Here is a 14,453-nt window from a genome sequence, read left to right on the forward strand (position 1 = left end):
TTTTCATGGGTAATATAGGTATTTGGCAATTATTAATTATTGTAGTGATTGTTGTATTATTATTTGGGACAAAAAAATTACGTAATTTAGGCGGAGACTTAGGTTCTGCGGTTAAAGGTTTTAAAAAAGCAATCACAGATGATGAAGCAAATAAAACTGCCGAAACAGAAAATTCTGAATCAATTACTAATAAAACAGTAGCTGAAGAAGAAACAAAAGAAACCGTAGAAAAAAAAGATAAAGACCAAGCTTAATTATGTTTGATATTGGCTTCTGGGAACTTTTACTTATTGGAATTATGGGCTTGATCGTTTTAGGCCCAGAGCGCTTACCTGTGGCTATAAGAACTGTCAGAGGTTGGATAGCGAACATTCGAAGAGTGAGCGATAATGTTAAAACTGAGCTTACCGAAGAATTGCGTATTCATGAACTGCATACTAATTTGCAAAAAGCAGAAAATTCAAATATGGAAAACTTATCTCCTGAAATTGCTGAATCTGTTAAATCATTAAAAGAAGCGGCTGAAATGGTGAATAAACCTTTTCAAAAGGTTAGTGAAGAAGCAAAGAAGCTTAAGTCAGAGACTTTAGATACTAAAAAGAATGAATCATGACTTCTGCCTCAAATAACTTCACTCTATTTGATCACCTCCTAGAGTTACGTACTCGACTATTAAAAGCTGTTGTTGGTGTGCTAGTCGTTTTGTGTTGTTTAATTTATTTTGCACAAGATATCTACCATTATGTAGCTGAACCTTTATTAGCGACTATGCCGTTAGGTTCGCAAATGATAGCAACAGATGTTGCCTCACCATTATTTGCGCCTTTTAAATTAACCATAGTACTCTCTCTTTTCATTGCTATGCCTTACATTCTCTTTCAAATATGGTCATTTGTTGCGCCTGCTTTATATAAGAATGAAAAGCGCCTTATTGCTCCATTAATGTTTGGCAGTACACTCTTGTTTTATGGTGGTATAGCATTTGCGTATTTTGTTGTATTCCCTGTAGTTTTTGCTTTTTTTAGCTCAGTTGCTCCAGAAGGAGTAACTATAGCAACCGATATAAGTAGTTATTTAGATTTTGTGTTGAAGCTGTTTTTTGCTTTTGGTATTGCTTTTGAAATACCCATTGCGATCATTTTAATGTGTTGGACCAACTTTACTTCCCCAGCAAGCTTACGAACCAAAAGACCTTATATTGTTGTAGGTGCATTTATTGTAGGTATGTTGCTCACACCTCCAGATATTATTTCTCAAACGATGTTAGCTATTCCTATGCTGATATTATTTGAAGTGGGTGTTTTTATTGCTTCTTTTTATTACCAAGAAGAAAGTAACGAGACAGACCCAGAAGAATAGATAAATGTGAAATCAATAATATGTACTGTTAAATACATATTACTCATTAATTGAATACGATAATAAAAATCGTTTACCAGCAGGTGTTTTTTTGATTGATATTGGTGTGAATTTATCTAATTCTCGTTTTGATAAAGACTTAAGTGAAGTTATATCAAGGGCGCAAGAAAATAACATCCAACACTTATTGGTGACCGGGACCAATATTGCTGGAAGTCAAAAAGCCTTAGCCCTTTGCCAGCAATACCCTGAATACTTATCTTGTACCGCAGGTGTTCATCCTCACGATGCAGACAATGTATCTGAAAACTATCTAGAAGAATTAGAAGCCTTATCTAAACACTCAGCGGTTAAAGCTATTGGTGAATGTGGTTTAGATTTTAACCGAAACTTTTCTACACCTTCAAATCAAAAGAAAGTATTCAAAGAACAAATTGAGTTAGCGCAAAAATTACAATTGCCACTGTTTTTACATCAAAGAGATGCCTTCACAGACTGGTTTGATATTCTCACTCCGCATATCGACCATATCCCTTTTTTAGTGACTCATTGTTTTACAGGCAGTGCCGAAGAATTACGTTTGTGTTTAGAAGCAGATATGTACATTGGCATTACAGGCTGGCTTTGTGATGAGAGAAGAGGACAAGAGCTAAGAGATATTGTTGGAGAAATACCATTAAACAGATTAATGATAGAAACTGATGCGCCTTATTTAACACCTAGAACCATAAGGCCTAAGCCTAAAAGTAGTAGAAATGAACCTAGTTACTTACCGTATATAGTTAAAGAAATTGCCAAATTAACTGATTATTCTGAGCAAGATATTATTAAACAAACCAGTGAAAATGCGCAGAATGTTTTTGGTTTAGGAAATCGCCTATGAATCAGAAGTTAGCTTTTGTTGCGGCAATTCTTTGTAGTTTCATGTTAGTTATGTTTTTCATTTTCATGACAGAAGATGTTATTGGTTTTCATTATGCTGATGTTAAAGAACATCTAAATGCATACTCCTATTTAATCGAACCTTCTAATACTACCTCTACCTTTAACAAAGGTGGCTTATTAACTAATGGTTTAGCTATTGGTTCTGCTTTTGCTCTTACTTTTTCGATGTTATTAATTTATTTGGCTAATGGTCAAAGAGCTGTGCTTCTGCTCTCCGGCTATTTCCTTATTCGCGCCATTATACTGACATTATTATTAGGTTATGTTGTTGAAGTTGGTGCTAGTCGCTTTTATACACTCTTCAATTTTGATATACCATTACTCGTGATCCTTTCTAAATTGATGTTGATGTGGTTCGCTTTATTGATTTTTCATATTAAAAAAGAGTCTAAAAAGTCTTATTGGTTAATCAAATCGACCTCATGGGCATTAGTTTTATATTTACCCATATGCTTCATATTACCTATTGAGTTAAGTTTTAAGTTAAGTGTTTATATTGAGCTTGCTGTTGGTTTATTACTATTGGCTGCAGCGATACATTTGATACAAAAAAACCAGCGTTTATCGGTGTTATTTGCTGCTTTCGTGTTTACGCAATTGATTGTTGACTTACTTAAAGCGATTGCATTATTTGGTCTTAATACTGACGTTTATAGTTATTCACCTTATTTATATACATCGTCATTTTGGTTAAGTGGATGTTTTACTGTGTTTATGTTGAGTCGTGGTTACTATTATCAAATTCAAGATAAAGAAATTGCAGAACAAAGAGCTCTAATGAGTTTACAAAAATCCAAGAAAGCGCAAACAGATCTATTCATCCTACAAGAAGAAAATCAAGAGAAGCTAGAGAGTAGAGTGCAAGAGCGAACATTAGAGCTTAATATTGCCCTACAAGAGCTTGAAGAAGCTAATAAAGAGTTAGAAGAGAAAAATACATTAGACGAATTAACAGGTCTTTATAATCGACGTTATTATGATCAAAAAATAGTAGCTGAATATCGACGAAGTCGTCGTAATTTAACTCCACTCAGTCTAGTTGTTATTGATATTGATCATTTTAAAAATGTTAACGATACTCATGGCCATATCGTTGGTGATAAGTGCTTAGTGTGGGTCGCGAAAAAAATTAAAGATGTTTTAGGTCGTGTAACCGATTTAGGTTGTCGTTATGGTGGTGAAGAATTTTGCTTAATATTGCCAGAAACAGATACTAAAGGCGCTATCTCATTAGCAGAAACGTTAAGAACATCCATTTGTTCAGAAATATTTATTGATGGTGAGCAAGAAATCCCTATCACTATAAGTTGCGGTATTAGTACCTATTGGCAGCAGTCTGATATTACACCAACAGAAATATTTGATGCTGCTGATCAAGCTTTGTATAAAGCAAAACACAACGGTCGTAATCAGGTCCAGAAAAAAGTTCTGACTGAAACTATAAAGTCTTAATTAAGGTTAACAAAATGAACAACACATTTGGTCAATATCCCGCTAGACGTCTACGTAGAATGCGTTCAGACGATTTTTCTCGACGCTTAATGTCTGAAAATCAATTAACAGTGAATGATTTAATTTATCCTGTTTTCGTTTTAGAAGGTGAAAATCAACGTGAAACGATTGATTCTATGCCGGGCGTTGAGAGAAAAAGCATTGATCTATTACTTGAAGAAGCTCAAGAGCTTGTCGATTTAGGTATTCCAGCTGTTGCGATTTTTCCTGTTACTCTGAGTGAAGCGAAGTCTTTACTAGCAGAAGAAGCCTATAATCCAAATGGTTTAGCACAACGAGCGGTTAGAGCATTGAAAGAAAAATTTCCAAGTTTAGGTGTGATCACGGATGTTGCATTAGATCCCTTTACCACTCATGGGCAAGACGGAATTATTGATGACAATGGCTATGTAGTTAACGAAATCACAAAAGAAGTGTTAGTTAAGCAAGCGATTTCACACGCTCAAGCAGGTGCAGATATTGTTGCGCCATCAGATATGATGGATGGTCGTATAGGAGCTATTCGTGAAGCTTTAGAAGAATATGGTTTTGTGAATACTAAAATACTGGCTTACTCGGCTAAATATGCTTCAAACTATTATGGTCCGTTTAGAGATGCCGTCGGCTCTGCAGGCAATATAAAAGGTGGTAATAAGTTTACTTATCAAATGGATCCTGCGAACAGTAACGAAGCTTTACACGAAGTTGCACAAGATATTCATGAAGGTGCTGATATGGTTATGGTTAAACCAGGAATGCCTTATTTAGATATTGTGAGAAGAGTTAAAGATAACTTTCAGGTGCCGACTTACGCATATCAAGTCAGTGGAGAATACGCGATGCATGTTGCTGCTATACAAAATGGTTGGTTAGAAGAAAAACCTTGTGTAATGGAAGGGCTTCTTGCATTTAAACGTGCTGGAGCTGATGGGATTCTGACTTATTTTGCTAAGAAAGTAGCTTATTGGTTAAATGAGAAGTAACCAATAAGTCTTGAATAATGCGTTATTCTAAATTTAGATCATCTAATATCGTTAACGACATTCCTAGCACACCTAAATACAAACTCTCTTGTGAAAGTTCATCAATAACCAAAGGATGAGCTTTTACCCATTTTTGCGGTAATTGAATAGAGATGTTTCTATTTGAAATATTGATGTTAATTGACGACAATTCATTATCGTTACGTCTTTGACAAAAGATGATCGCCAGTCTAAATATGATAAGTAAATAACAGGCATTATCGTAACTGGTAGCGGTTTGCTCTTTTAATTTGATCAGATCAATATTTGATTTTTGTAATTGAATAAAAGTCGCTAATAGATGTTTATCAACTTGATCAAACCCTGGTAAATCAGAGTTTGCGATAATATAAGCGCCATGGTCTTGCTGGTTTTTAAACTCTAATAACAAACCAATTTCGTGTAAGGCACAACTCGCCAATAACAGTTTAAAGCTGTTATCTTTTTCTAAAGGCAATTGCTGAGCAAAAATATCAAATATTATCTGTGCTTGATTTGATACACGAAAGGCGTGTTCTTTATCTACATGAAATCTTTCTGCGATAGAATTAACCGTGCGCTGTCTTATATTAATTTGACGCATATCAGGTAGCATTTCATATAACAAACCTTCTCGCAGTGCTCCACTAGAAAGTTGTAATTCATTAAGATCTAAGCTCTCAAATATCGCGATAAGGATCGCTAAACCACTCGCAAATACAGGCTGTCTTTCAACAGTTAAACCAGTGATAGCAATGTTATCGATATTTTTGCTGTTGATTAGGGCAGTTTCTAAACTGTATAAAAAAGGTAAAGACACGATAGCTGGTTGATGACTCGCACGGAGGATCTCAGCAAGCGCTTGAATAGTTCCTGAACCACTTAATACCGACTGCCAGCCAACATCTTTATATTCATGAACAATCGGCTCTAACATCGCTTTAGCAGCTGTTTTAGCATTATTCATATTTAATTCAGAGAGTTCGCCGCCAACAAAGAATTGCTGGTTGTAAGTTACACAGCCCATATCTACGCTGCATACTTTTATTGCATCAAATGCATTACCCACAATCAGTTCTGTACTTGCACCGCCAATATCTAAAACAAGTCTTTTATCTTCACTTGCGCTGGTATGAGCAACGCCAAGATAGATAGTTTCAGCTTCTTGTAAACCAGATAAGACGATAATCTTATGGCCTAAAACGATTTCAGCTTTATCGATAAATTCTTGAGAGTTTGTAGCAAGACGTAAAGTTGCGGTAGCAACAATTCTGATATTGTCAGGTGGGATATCTTGTAAGCGTTCAGCAAAGAAATTTAAACATTCTAAGCCACGAAGCATAGCTTCATTACTTAATTCGTTTTCATTATTCAAGCCTGAAGCTAAACGAACTTTTCTTTTAACTCTATCTACCGTTTGCACACTATTAGCAACTAAACGAGTAATTAACATGTGAAAACTGTTAGAACCCAAGTCAATAACGGCGTACAAAGGAGACATTGTCATAAAATATTAAGTCCTAGGACCTTTATTATATGGCTTTCTATTTCTGTTTTGACCGTTACCTTGAGGCTTGTGACGACGCACAACAGGCTTAGGCTTTGGTAAGTCAGTGATTAATGAATCTGGATCATATTTACTTACTGGTAACGCATGTTCTATATACGTTTCTATAGCAGGTAAGTTAAACACAGAATCTTCACATGCGAAGCTAATTGCTTGACCTGAAGCACCTGCTCTACCTGTTCTACCAATTCTGTGAACATAATCTTCACAATCATCAGGTAAATCGTAATTGAAAACATGAGTTACTGAAGCTATATGTAAACCACGAGCAGCAACATCTGTTGCAACGAGTACATCTAGTTGGCCGTTAGTAAATCTTTCTAAAATCTTCAAACGTTTGTTTTGAGGAACATCACCCGTTAATAAACCAACACGAATACCGTCAGCTTCTAAATGTGCGTGTACTTTTTCACAAACATGTTTTGTATTAGCAAAAATAATTGCTTTATCTGGCCACTCTTCTTCAATTAGTGTTTGAAGTAGGCTCATTTTATCTTCATTTGAAGGGTAAAATAATTCTTCAGAAATACGAATGTTTGTTTTTTGATCGGGTTCTATTTCAACACTTTCAGGATCATCCATATGCTCAAACGCTAGCTCTTTTACTCTAAAAGATAACGTTGCTGAGAATAGCATGCTTAAACGTTGAGTAGCAGGAGGCATTTTATTAAACATGTAGCGAATGTCTTTAATGAAACCTAGATCGAACATACGATCCGCTTCATCTAAAACAATAACTTCAATGTTACCTAAGTTATAAATGCCTTGTTTCAAGTAATCGAGTAAACGACCACAAGTACCAATTAATATGTCTACACCGTTTTCTAGTTCTTGACGTTGTGACTCATAGCCTTCACCGCCATAAACTACAGAAACACGTAAACCACTCGCTTTTGCCATTTCAATAGCATCTCTGTGAATTTGAATAGCAAGTTCACGAGTAGGTGCCATGATCAATGCACGCGGCTGATTATGTTCTGGTTTTGGATTAGTAAGCAAGGTGTGAAATGTTGCGGCTAAAAAGGCAATTGTTTTACCTTCGCCTGTTTGTGCTTGCCCAGCAATGTCAGTACCTTTAACCAATATAGGTAGCGATTTAGCTTGTATGGATGTGCAGTATTCAAACCCCATTTGATTGAGGCCTTCTATAACTTGCGGCGCAAGATCAAGTTCTGAGAACTTTATTTCTGATAAGTGTGTTTTTTTCATGGCGCTAGCTTAACAGGTTACCTCATTAATAAAAAATGATATTAAAGCGTTTAAAGTGATAAAAAAGCGAAAATATTCGTTTTTATATGTCAATATCTTAAATATTAGCTTGATCCATAGGATCTTTCTTTACCTATTTATATTTTAGTGCTAAATTTAGTTCTCAGAATACCTGAAAAATCTAACCTCCAACCCAAATCGTTTATCAAAAAATAATTTTTGTATCACAACGTAAACATATTTAAGAACCTCCAATATGAACCTTACCGAACTTAAAGAAAAATCAATCAGCGAACTAGTTAAGTTAGCTGAAGAAATGAAATTAGAGCATTTAGCTCGTACTCGTAAACAAGACATTATTTTCGCTATATTAAAAGCACACGCTAAAGGCGGTGAAGATATTTTCGGCGGTGGTGTTTTAGAAATACTACAGGATGGTTTCGGGTTTTTACGTTCATCAGATTCATCTTATTTGGCAGGACCAGATGATATATATGTATCACCTAGTCAAATTAGACGTTTTAGTATGCGCACGGGGGATAGTATTCACGGAAAGATAAGACCTCCTAAAGATGGCGAACGTTATTTTGCCCTTTTAAAAGTTAACGAAGTTAACTCAGACCGCCCAGAAAACTCTCGCAATAAAATTCTTTTTGAAAACCTAACGCCTATACACCCAATCGACCGTTTAGTTATGGAACGAGGAAATGGTTCTACGGAAGATATCACTGCGCGTGTTTTAGATTTAGCGTCTCCAATAGGTAAAGGACAACGTGGACTAATCGTTGCTCCACCAAAAGCAGGTAAAACGCTTTTATTACAAAATATTGCCCAAAGTATTGCACACAATAATCCAGACTGTGAATTAATGGTTTTGCTTATTGATGAGCGCCCAGAAGAAGTAACAGAAATGAGACGCTTAGTTAAAGGTGAAGTTATTGCTTCAACTTTTGATGAACCAGCAAGTCGTCACGTTCAAGTAGCTGAAATGGTAATTGAAAAAGCCAAGCGTTTAGTTGAACACAAGAAAGATGTTGTTATTTTACTTGATTCAATTACACGTTTAGCTCGTGCTTATAACACGGTAATTCCATCTTCAGGTAAAATCTTAACAGGTGGTGTTGATGCTAATGCATTACATCGTCCGAAACGTTTCTTTGGTGCAGCACGTAAAATTGAAGAAGGTGGTAGTTTAACTATTATTGCTACTGCTCTTGTAGATACGGGTTCAAAAATGGACGAAGTTATTTACGAAGAGTTTAAAGGTACAGGTAATATGGAATTACATCTTTCTCGTAAAATTGCTGAGAAACGTGTATTCCCTGCTATTCACTTTAACCGCAGTGGTACTCGTCGTGAAGAATTATTAACTAAGCCAGAGGAATTACAAAAAATGTGGATCTTACGTAAAATCGTTCATGAAATGGGCGAAATAGATGCGATGGAATTCATGATTGATAATCTAGCGATGACTAAAACAAATAATGAATTTTTCGATTCAATGAAGAGAAAATAACCTTTCATATTTGTTCATTACGCCAGCATTCATTGCTGGCGTTTTCGTTTTTAAATCACAATAATTTTAATATAAGTTTATTCTATGAAATACAGTGACTTGCGTGATTTTATGGCGCAATTAGAAAAAATAGGCCAACTTAAACGTATATCTCAACCGATATCGACCGAACTAGCGATGACTGAGATAAGTGATAGAACACTACGTTTAGGTGGTCCAGCCTTATTATTTGAAAACCCTATTGGTCATACCGTTCCTGTATTAACTAACTTGTTTGGTACTCCAGAGCGTGTTGCTTTAGCTATGGGTCAGCCTAATGTTGATGCTTTACGCGATGTTGGTAAATTATTGGCAATGTTGAAAGAGCCAGAGCCACCAAAAGGTTTTCGCGACGCATTATCTAAAATACCTGTATATAAACAAGTATTAAATATGCCGGTTAAAGTGGTTAAAAAAGCCCTTTGTCAGCAAATTGTAATTGAAGGTGATGATGTAGATTTAACAAGTTTACCTATTCAAACTTGTTGGCCTGGCGATGTTGCGCCTCTTATTACTTGGGGATTAACGGTTACACGCGGTCCTCATAAAGAGCGTCAAAACTTAGGTATTTACCGCCAACAACTATTGTCTAAAAATAAATTGATCATGCGTTGGTTATCTCATCGTGGTGGAGCGTTAGATTTTCAAGAATGGAAACAAGAGCATCCAGGTGAAAAATTTCCAGTGTCTGTTGCTTTAGGAGCTGATCCAGCCACTATTTTAGGTGCTGTAACTCCAGTACCAGATACTTTATCTGAATATGCTTTTGCTGGATTATTACGTGGTAGTAAAACTGAAGTCACACAATGTATTAGTAATAATTTAGAAGTACCTGCAACGGCTGAAATTGTACTTGAAGGTTATTTAGACCCTGATGAAATGGCACCTGAAGGACCTTATGGCGATCATACAGGTTACTATAATGAAGTGGATAATTTCCCTGTATTTACGGTAACTCATATTACTCATCGTAAAGATCCAATTTACCATAGTACTTACACGGGAAGACCGCCTGATGAGCCAGCAATTTTAGGTGTTGCGCTGAATGAGGTTTTTGTCCCTATTTTGCAAAAGCAATTTCCTGAAATACAAGATTTCTACTTACCACCAGAAGGTTGTTCTTATCGTTTAGCGGTAGTAACAATTAAGAAACAATATGCAGGACATGCAAAACGCGTAATGATGGGCGTTTGGTCTTTCTTACGTCAGTTCATGTACACAAAGTTTGTGATTGTATGTGATGATGATATTAATGCGCGTGATTGGAAAGATGTGATTTGGGCAATGACTACACGTATGGATCCAAGTCGTGACACTGTATTAATAGAGAACACACCAATCGATTATTTAGATTTTGCTTCTCCTGTGTCAGGCTTAGGCTCTAAAATGGGCTTAGATGCTACGAATAAATGGCCTGGTGAAACAAATCGCGAATGGGGTGAACCTATTGTGATGACCGAAGAAATTAAAGACGAAGTAGATAGCTTATGGGATGAGTTAAATATATTCGACGATAAAAATGAAGATAAAAACGCATAAGTGACAAACGTCACTCTTTATAGATTCTATGCTTATTTTATTAAAAATGAGATAAGCATTTTAAGTGGTTAAGGTTAAAAAATGAATGTAATTAAGTGTCAGGTCGCGTCATTAGAAGCGCTTACTCCTTATGTATATAAGGTTTTGTTAAAGCCTGAACAAGCTGTAAATTTTATGCCAGGACAATATTTAAATTTTGTTTTGAATAATGAAGATAAACGCCCGTTTTCAATAGCAAGCTCGCCGAATAACGGCTTGATTGAATTACAAATTGGAGCTTTCTCTGCTGATAGTTACCCTATGCAAGTTATTGAACATATTAAAAACAATGCAGAAGTAACAATTGAAATACCATTAGGTAATGCTCAACTGCGTGAAGAAAGTACTAAACCATTATTGCTTATTGCTGGTGGTACAGGCTTTTCTTACATTAAATCTATGTTTGAATATTTATCTCAAGAACAATCAAATAGAAAAGTGATTGTGTATTGGGGACTACGTGAACCAAGTGCTTGTTATGAATTACAAGAATCGGCTGACATTATTGCCAAATTAGCTGAAGGTGAATTTCACCCTGTAGTTGAAACTCCACATGATGATTGGGATGGTAAAGTAGGCATGGTTCACAAGATTGTAATGCAAGACATTAAAAACCTAGCTGATTATGATATTTACTTGGCAGGTCGTTTTGAAATGGTAGGCGTTGTAAGAGATGATTTTGTTGCGCTTGGCGTTAATCAAGACAGCATGTTTGCGGATGCTTTCGCTTACATTTAATTTTAAATATATATAATAAAGTTAATAGCTTTTTTAAAAATATACGCCTAGAATGCGCGCGTAATAACACGGGTTATTACGTGCGCATTTTTTGTGTGAAATTAAAACTAAAGAGAAGAGAAGAGAAGAGAAATGAAAAATAAAAAACAAACCAATAAAGCTCAAGTAGAGTTAGGACGAGGCACTATTAAAGATAACTTTTTAGCGGCTATGGTTACCTCTAAATTATACAAACAACAAATTGTTCAAGCGAAAAAAGGTAAAGGTTCTTACCAACGTAAAAACAAGTTCTCTAATAAAGGCCAAGAGTCTTATTTAATAGCTGCTTAATTACTTTAAGCTAAGTTGTTATTAAATAAGACTCTTTTTAACTTCATATTGAAAGGCTCTTGCTAAGGCACTAGTCTCTCAGCTCTTTATATGATTGATTTAAGCTGATGCCTGCTCTTTTTTAATGATACCAAACAGTGCATCTTTTAAGCTTAAACGTTTTATTTTTTGTTGTTCTAAGAAATCATCACTTGTGTTTTCAACACATTGTTCAATCTTCAAAACCACATTATTTATTTCATGATATTCTTTGAAAAGTTTAGCAAAATGATTGTCTGTCATTTTTAGATGATGAATTTCTTCACTATATTCAGGGAATTCGTGGTGTAGGTCGTGTTTTTGTAACATCATAATATTTCCTTGTTCAGCTAATATTCTCTTGTATTCAGTGTATTCCTTTGTGTTAGTTGGATATTGATCTGGGTCAACATTTCTAATGTTATATTTAACCTGAGTTCTGGATAACTGATGGTCGAAAAATAACGATAAGTATTACTTATCAATCACTTAATCAAATAAAAATATAATGTAGATGATTTTTTTCAATATCATAAGTTTTGAGAAGATCAAGGCAGATTTGTGTATCTAATAACGGGTTATTAGTCACAAATTTAACGCAGATGCTCACAAAAATCATGGTATTGACGTATATAGCTTATCCATAATTCAGGTTATTTAGCATTAGTTTCACTGAAATAATTTCTTTTGAGCATAAAAAAGGAGTTAGACCATTGGCATAACTCCTCTTTAACTTTAGCTAATATTAGATTCTTACGCCTAACGTTTATTTCTCATCAGGCAAGGTAATATTAAGTTCTAATACACTCAAATTATCATTTTTATTGTCTAAATTAACGGTTACCTGGTCGGAATCAATAGGAACATATCGACGAATAACATCAATAATATCTTGCTTCATCGCAGGTAAATAATCAGGGCTATTACGTTGTCCACGTTCGTGAGCAACAATAATTTGTAGCCTTTCTTTAGCTGTTTGGGCGGTTTGTGCTGGTTTTTTACTTCTAAAGTAATCTAAAAGTGACATCATTAACCTCCAAATAATCGGCGTAATAAGCTTTTCTTTTCTTCCTCTATAAAGCGAAAGTCAACTTTTTCACCAATCAAACGAGAAACTGCATCGTCATATGCAAGGCCAGCATCACTTTCTGTATCTAATATTACAGGAGAACCCGAGTTAGACGCTTTTAACACCGCTGGCGATTCAGGAATTACACCTAATAGCGGAATAGCTAAAATATCTAATACATCTTCTACACTTAACATGTCACCGCGTGTAACACGTTCTGGATTGTAACGAGTTAATAATAAATGTTCTTTAACAGGTTCTTTACCTTGTTCAGCACGTTGTGACTTGCTGGCTAACATACCTAAAATACGATCAGAATCTCGAACTGATGATACTTCTGGGTTTGTTGTTACTATGGCTTCATCTGCGAAATACAGCGCCATAATTGCGCCTGTTTCAATACCTGCTGGCGAATCACATACTATGTATTCAAAACCAGCTTCAGCAAGGTCATCTAATACTTTTTGAACGCCTTCTTTATTCAAAGCGTCTTTATCGCGAGTTTGTGATGCTGGCAATATTGATAAGTTAGGTGTGCGTTTATCTTTAATTAACGCTTGGTTAAGTGTAGCTTCACCTTTAATAACATTAACAAAGTCGTAAACAACTCTACGCTCACAACCCATAATTAAATCTAAATTACGTAATCCAATATCAAAATCGATAATTACGGTTTTAAATCCCTTTAATGCGAGACCTGTACCAATAGCAGCACTAGAAGTTGTTTTACCAACCCCGCCTTTACCTGAGGTCACAACGATAACCTTAGCCATTATTTTCCCTTCTTATGTTTTCTAGTTTAATTGATTAAATATGATTTTTTGGTCTTCAACTTGGATGCATTGCGGTAAGTTTGCATGCTCATTCAATTGTTCATTTAGCATGTAAACACCAGCGATAGACACAAGTTCAGCTTGTAAGTTTTGACAAAATATTTTGCTTTCACTTTGTCCACTTGCTCCAGCTATTGCTCGACCTCTAATTGTGCCATATACATGAATATTTCCATCGGCGATAACTTCAGCGCCATTGCCTACAGAGCCCATAATAATAAGATCTGTATTTTTAGCATAAATCTGCTGACCAGAACGAATTTGACCTTTAACAACCTTGGTCGGAACATTCTCAATAACTGTCGTTTCAACTGGAGCTTGAACTTCAGTTTTAACTGCTTCTGCAGGAGATTTTGCTACTTTTTGTACAGAACCTTTGTTAACTATGGCTAAACCCGCTTCTTGTACCGCTTTCTTTTGTTCTAGCGAAGAATGTCCACAAATACCGACGAGTACGAAGTTATTGTTCTCAATAATTTGTTTAAGATTTACAAAATCAGTAAAGCTTTCAAGTGCTTTTATATCAACAACAACGGGAGCACAATTGAAAAATTGAGGAGCTTGCGCAATTTTACTTTTTAATTGAGCGTCTAATAACGTTAAATCGTTATTTTCAATTTGGATCACTGAAAGGGTAAAGTTGGTTCCCTTAAGTTCTATTTCCTGTTCAGGCATGAACAGTGGTTTCCTTTTGTTATGTATTTTCTAACGACGAAAAACGTATGAAAAAAAGTGTTAGATAGCATATTAGTATCAGGTG

At 35.5% G+C, this 14,453-nt stretch carries 16 protein-coding genes; 10 read left to right on the forward strand and 6 right to left on the reverse strand.

Annotation, left to right across the window (positions count from 1 at the left end; all coding sequences use genetic code 11):
• The first annotated feature begins 5 nt into the window (after positions 1-5).
• The 6 genes from tatA (at position 6) to hemB (ending at position 4,778) form a co-directional block, all read left to right on the forward strand.
• A complete protein-coding gene (gene tatA / locus ACPUVN_RS16770; RefSeq protein WP_426369495.1) occupies positions 6-254 on the forward strand; it encodes a Sec-independent protein translocase subunit TatA in 249 nt (82 codons plus the stop codon).
• 2 nt (positions 255-256) lie between these two features.
• A complete protein-coding gene (gene tatB / locus ACPUVN_RS16775; protein ID WP_426359167.1) occupies positions 257-613 on the forward strand; it encodes a Sec-independent protein translocase protein TatB in 357 nt (118 codons plus the stop codon).
• Positions 610-1,359: a twin-arginine translocase subunit TatC gene (gene tatC, locus ACPUVN_RS16780; RefSeq protein WP_426359166.1), complete on the forward strand. Its 750-nt coding sequence runs from the start codon at positions 610-612 to the stop codon at positions 1,357-1,359. Before tatB ends, tatC begins: the two co-directional genes overlap by 4 nt.
• Before the next feature lie 91 nt (positions 1,360-1,450).
• A complete protein-coding gene (locus ACPUVN_RS16785; RefSeq protein ID WP_426359165.1) occupies positions 1,451-2,242 on the forward strand; it encodes a TatD family hydrolase in 792 nt (263 codons plus the stop codon).
• A complete protein-coding gene (locus ACPUVN_RS16790; protein WP_426359164.1) occupies positions 2,239-3,756 on the forward strand; it encodes a diguanylate cyclase in 1,518 nt (505 codons plus the stop codon). The genes ACPUVN_RS16785 and ACPUVN_RS16790 overlap by 4 nt, the downstream gene beginning before the upstream one ends.
• A 14-nt stretch (positions 3,757-3,770) precedes the next feature.
• Positions 3,771-4,778 (forward strand): porphobilinogen synthase, encoded by a 1,008-nt coding sequence (gene hemB, locus ACPUVN_RS16795; RefSeq protein WP_426359163.1) that lies wholly within the window; start codon positions 3,771-3,773, stop codon positions 4,776-4,778.
• Positions 4,779-4,800: 22 nt separating this feature from the next.
• Here hemB and ACPUVN_RS16800 read toward each other — a convergent pair whose 3' ends face one another.
• A complete protein-coding gene (locus ACPUVN_RS16800; RefSeq protein WP_426369496.1) occupies positions 4,801-6,303 on the reverse strand; it encodes a guanosine-5'-triphosphate,3'-diphosphate pyrophosphatase in 1,503 nt (500 codons plus the stop codon).
• Between the two features lie 6 nt (positions 6,304-6,309).
• The gene (gene rhlB / locus ACPUVN_RS16805) at positions 6,310-7,572 is read right to left on the reverse strand and encodes an ATP-dependent RNA helicase RhlB (RefSeq protein ID WP_426359161.1); all 1,263 of its coding nucleotides are present in this window, start codon (positions 7,570-7,572) and stop codon (positions 6,310-6,312) included.
• Positions 7,573-7,828: 256 nt separating this feature from the next.
• Here rhlB and rho point away from each other — a divergent pair, with 256 nt between their 5' ends.
• From rho to arfA, 4 genes are all read left to right on the forward strand, one after another.
• On the forward strand, positions 7,829-9,088 hold the full coding sequence (rho, locus tag ACPUVN_RS16810) for a transcription termination factor Rho (protein ID WP_426359160.1): 1,260 nt from the start codon (positions 7,829-7,831) through the stop codon (positions 9,086-9,088).
• Positions 9,089-9,172: 84 nt separating this feature from the next.
• Complete coding sequence (ubiD, locus tag ACPUVN_RS16815) at positions 9,173-10,666, forward strand: 4-hydroxy-3-polyprenylbenzoate decarboxylase (protein ID WP_426369497.1); 1,494 nt, start codon at positions 9,173-9,175, stop codon at positions 10,664-10,666.
• 81 nt (positions 10,667-10,747) lie between these two features.
• Complete coding sequence (gene fre / locus ACPUVN_RS16820) at positions 10,748-11,443, forward strand: NAD(P)H-flavin reductase (protein WP_426369498.1); 696 nt, start codon at positions 10,748-10,750, stop codon at positions 11,441-11,443.
• A gap of 132 nt (positions 11,444-11,575) precedes the next feature.
• Positions 11,576-11,773 (forward strand): alternative ribosome rescue factor ArfA, encoded by a 198-nt coding sequence (gene arfA / locus ACPUVN_RS16825; RefSeq protein WP_304367354.1) that lies wholly within the window; start codon positions 11,576-11,578, stop codon positions 11,771-11,773.
• A 99-nt stretch (positions 11,774-11,872) separates the two neighbouring features.
• Here the strand turns inward: arfA and ACPUVN_RS16830 are convergent, their stop codons facing one another.
• From ACPUVN_RS16830 to minC, 4 genes are all read right to left on the reverse strand, one after another.
• Positions 11,873-12,124: a YdcH family protein gene (locus tag ACPUVN_RS16830; RefSeq protein ID WP_426369499.1), complete on the reverse strand. Its 252-nt coding sequence runs from the start codon at positions 12,122-12,124 to the stop codon at positions 11,873-11,875.
• A gap of 433 nt (positions 12,125-12,557) precedes the next feature.
• A complete protein-coding gene (minE, locus tag ACPUVN_RS16835) occupies positions 12,558-12,818 on the reverse strand; it encodes a cell division topological specificity factor MinE (protein ID WP_426370580.1) in 261 nt (86 codons plus the stop codon).
• Positions 12,819-12,820: 2 nt separating this feature from the next.
• The gene (minD, locus tag ACPUVN_RS16840) at positions 12,821-13,633 is read right to left on the reverse strand and encodes a septum site-determining protein MinD (protein WP_426359154.1); all 813 of its coding nucleotides are present in this window, start codon (positions 13,631-13,633) and stop codon (positions 12,821-12,823) included.
• A 21-nt stretch (positions 13,634-13,654) separates the two neighbouring features.
• Positions 13,655-14,368: a septum site-determining protein MinC gene (gene minC / locus ACPUVN_RS16845; RefSeq protein ID WP_426359153.1), complete on the reverse strand. Its 714-nt coding sequence runs from the start codon at positions 14,366-14,368 to the stop codon at positions 13,655-13,657.
• Positions 14,369-14,453 lie beyond the last annotated feature (85 nt).

This window comes from Pseudocolwellia antarctica (genome assembly GCF_049933045.1).
In the GTDB taxonomy this organism is placed as follows: domain Bacteria; phylum Pseudomonadota; class Gammaproteobacteria; order Enterobacterales; family Alteromonadaceae; genus Pseudocolwellia.

What these genes read in the sequence shown, in the direction of transcription:
- tatA (WP_426369495.1), top strand. Translation starts at nt 6, where the DNA reads ATGGGTAATATAGGTATTTGGCAATTATTAATTATTGTAGTGATTGTT.
- tatB (WP_426359167.1), top strand. Translation starts at nt 257, where the DNA reads ATGTTTGATATTGGCTTCTGGGAACTTTTACTTATTGGAATTATGGGC.
- tatC (WP_426359166.1), top strand. Translation starts at nt 610, where the DNA reads ATGACTTCTGCCTCAAATAACTTCACTCTATTTGATCACCTCCTAGAG.
- ACPUVN_RS16790 (WP_426359164.1), top strand. Translation starts at nt 2,239, where the DNA reads ATGAATCAGAAGTTAGCTTTTGTTGCGGCAATTCTTTGTAGTTTCATG.
- hemB (WP_426359163.1), top strand. Translation starts at nt 3,771, where the DNA reads ATGAACAACACATTTGGTCAATATCCCGCTAGACGTCTACGTAGAATG.
- ACPUVN_RS16800 (WP_426369496.1), bottom strand. Translation starts at nt 6,303, where the DNA reads ATGACAATGTCTCCTTTGTACGCCGTTATTGACTTGGGTTCTAACAGT.
- rhlB (WP_426359161.1), bottom strand. Translation starts at nt 7,572, where the DNA reads ATGAAAAAAACACACTTATCAGAAATAAAGTTCTCAGAACTTGATCTT.
- rho (WP_426359160.1), top strand. Translation starts at nt 7,829, where the DNA reads ATGAACCTTACCGAACTTAAAGAAAAATCAATCAGCGAACTAGTTAAG.
- ubiD (WP_426369497.1), top strand. Translation starts at nt 9,173, where the DNA reads ATGAAATACAGTGACTTGCGTGATTTTATGGCGCAATTAGAAAAAATA.
- fre (WP_426369498.1), top strand. Translation starts at nt 10,748, where the DNA reads ATGAATGTAATTAAGTGTCAGGTCGCGTCATTAGAAGCGCTTACTCCT.
- arfA (WP_304367354.1), top strand. Translation starts at nt 11,576, where the DNA reads ATGAAAAATAAAAAACAAACCAATAAAGCTCAAGTAGAGTTAGGACGA.
- ACPUVN_RS16830 (WP_426369499.1), bottom strand. Translation starts at nt 12,124, where the DNA reads ATGATGTTACAAAAACACGACCTACACCACGAATTCCCTGAATATAGT.
- minE (WP_426370580.1), bottom strand. Translation starts at nt 12,818, where the DNA reads ATGTCACTTTTAGATTACTTTAGAAGTAAAAAACCAGCACAAACCGCC.
- minD (WP_426359154.1), bottom strand. Translation starts at nt 13,633, where the DNA reads ATGGCTAAGGTTATCGTTGTGACCTCAGGTAAAGGCGGGGTTGGTAAA.
- minC (WP_426359153.1), bottom strand. Translation starts at nt 14,368, where the DNA reads ATGCCTGAACAGGAAATAGAACTTAAGGGAACCAACTTTACCCTTTCA.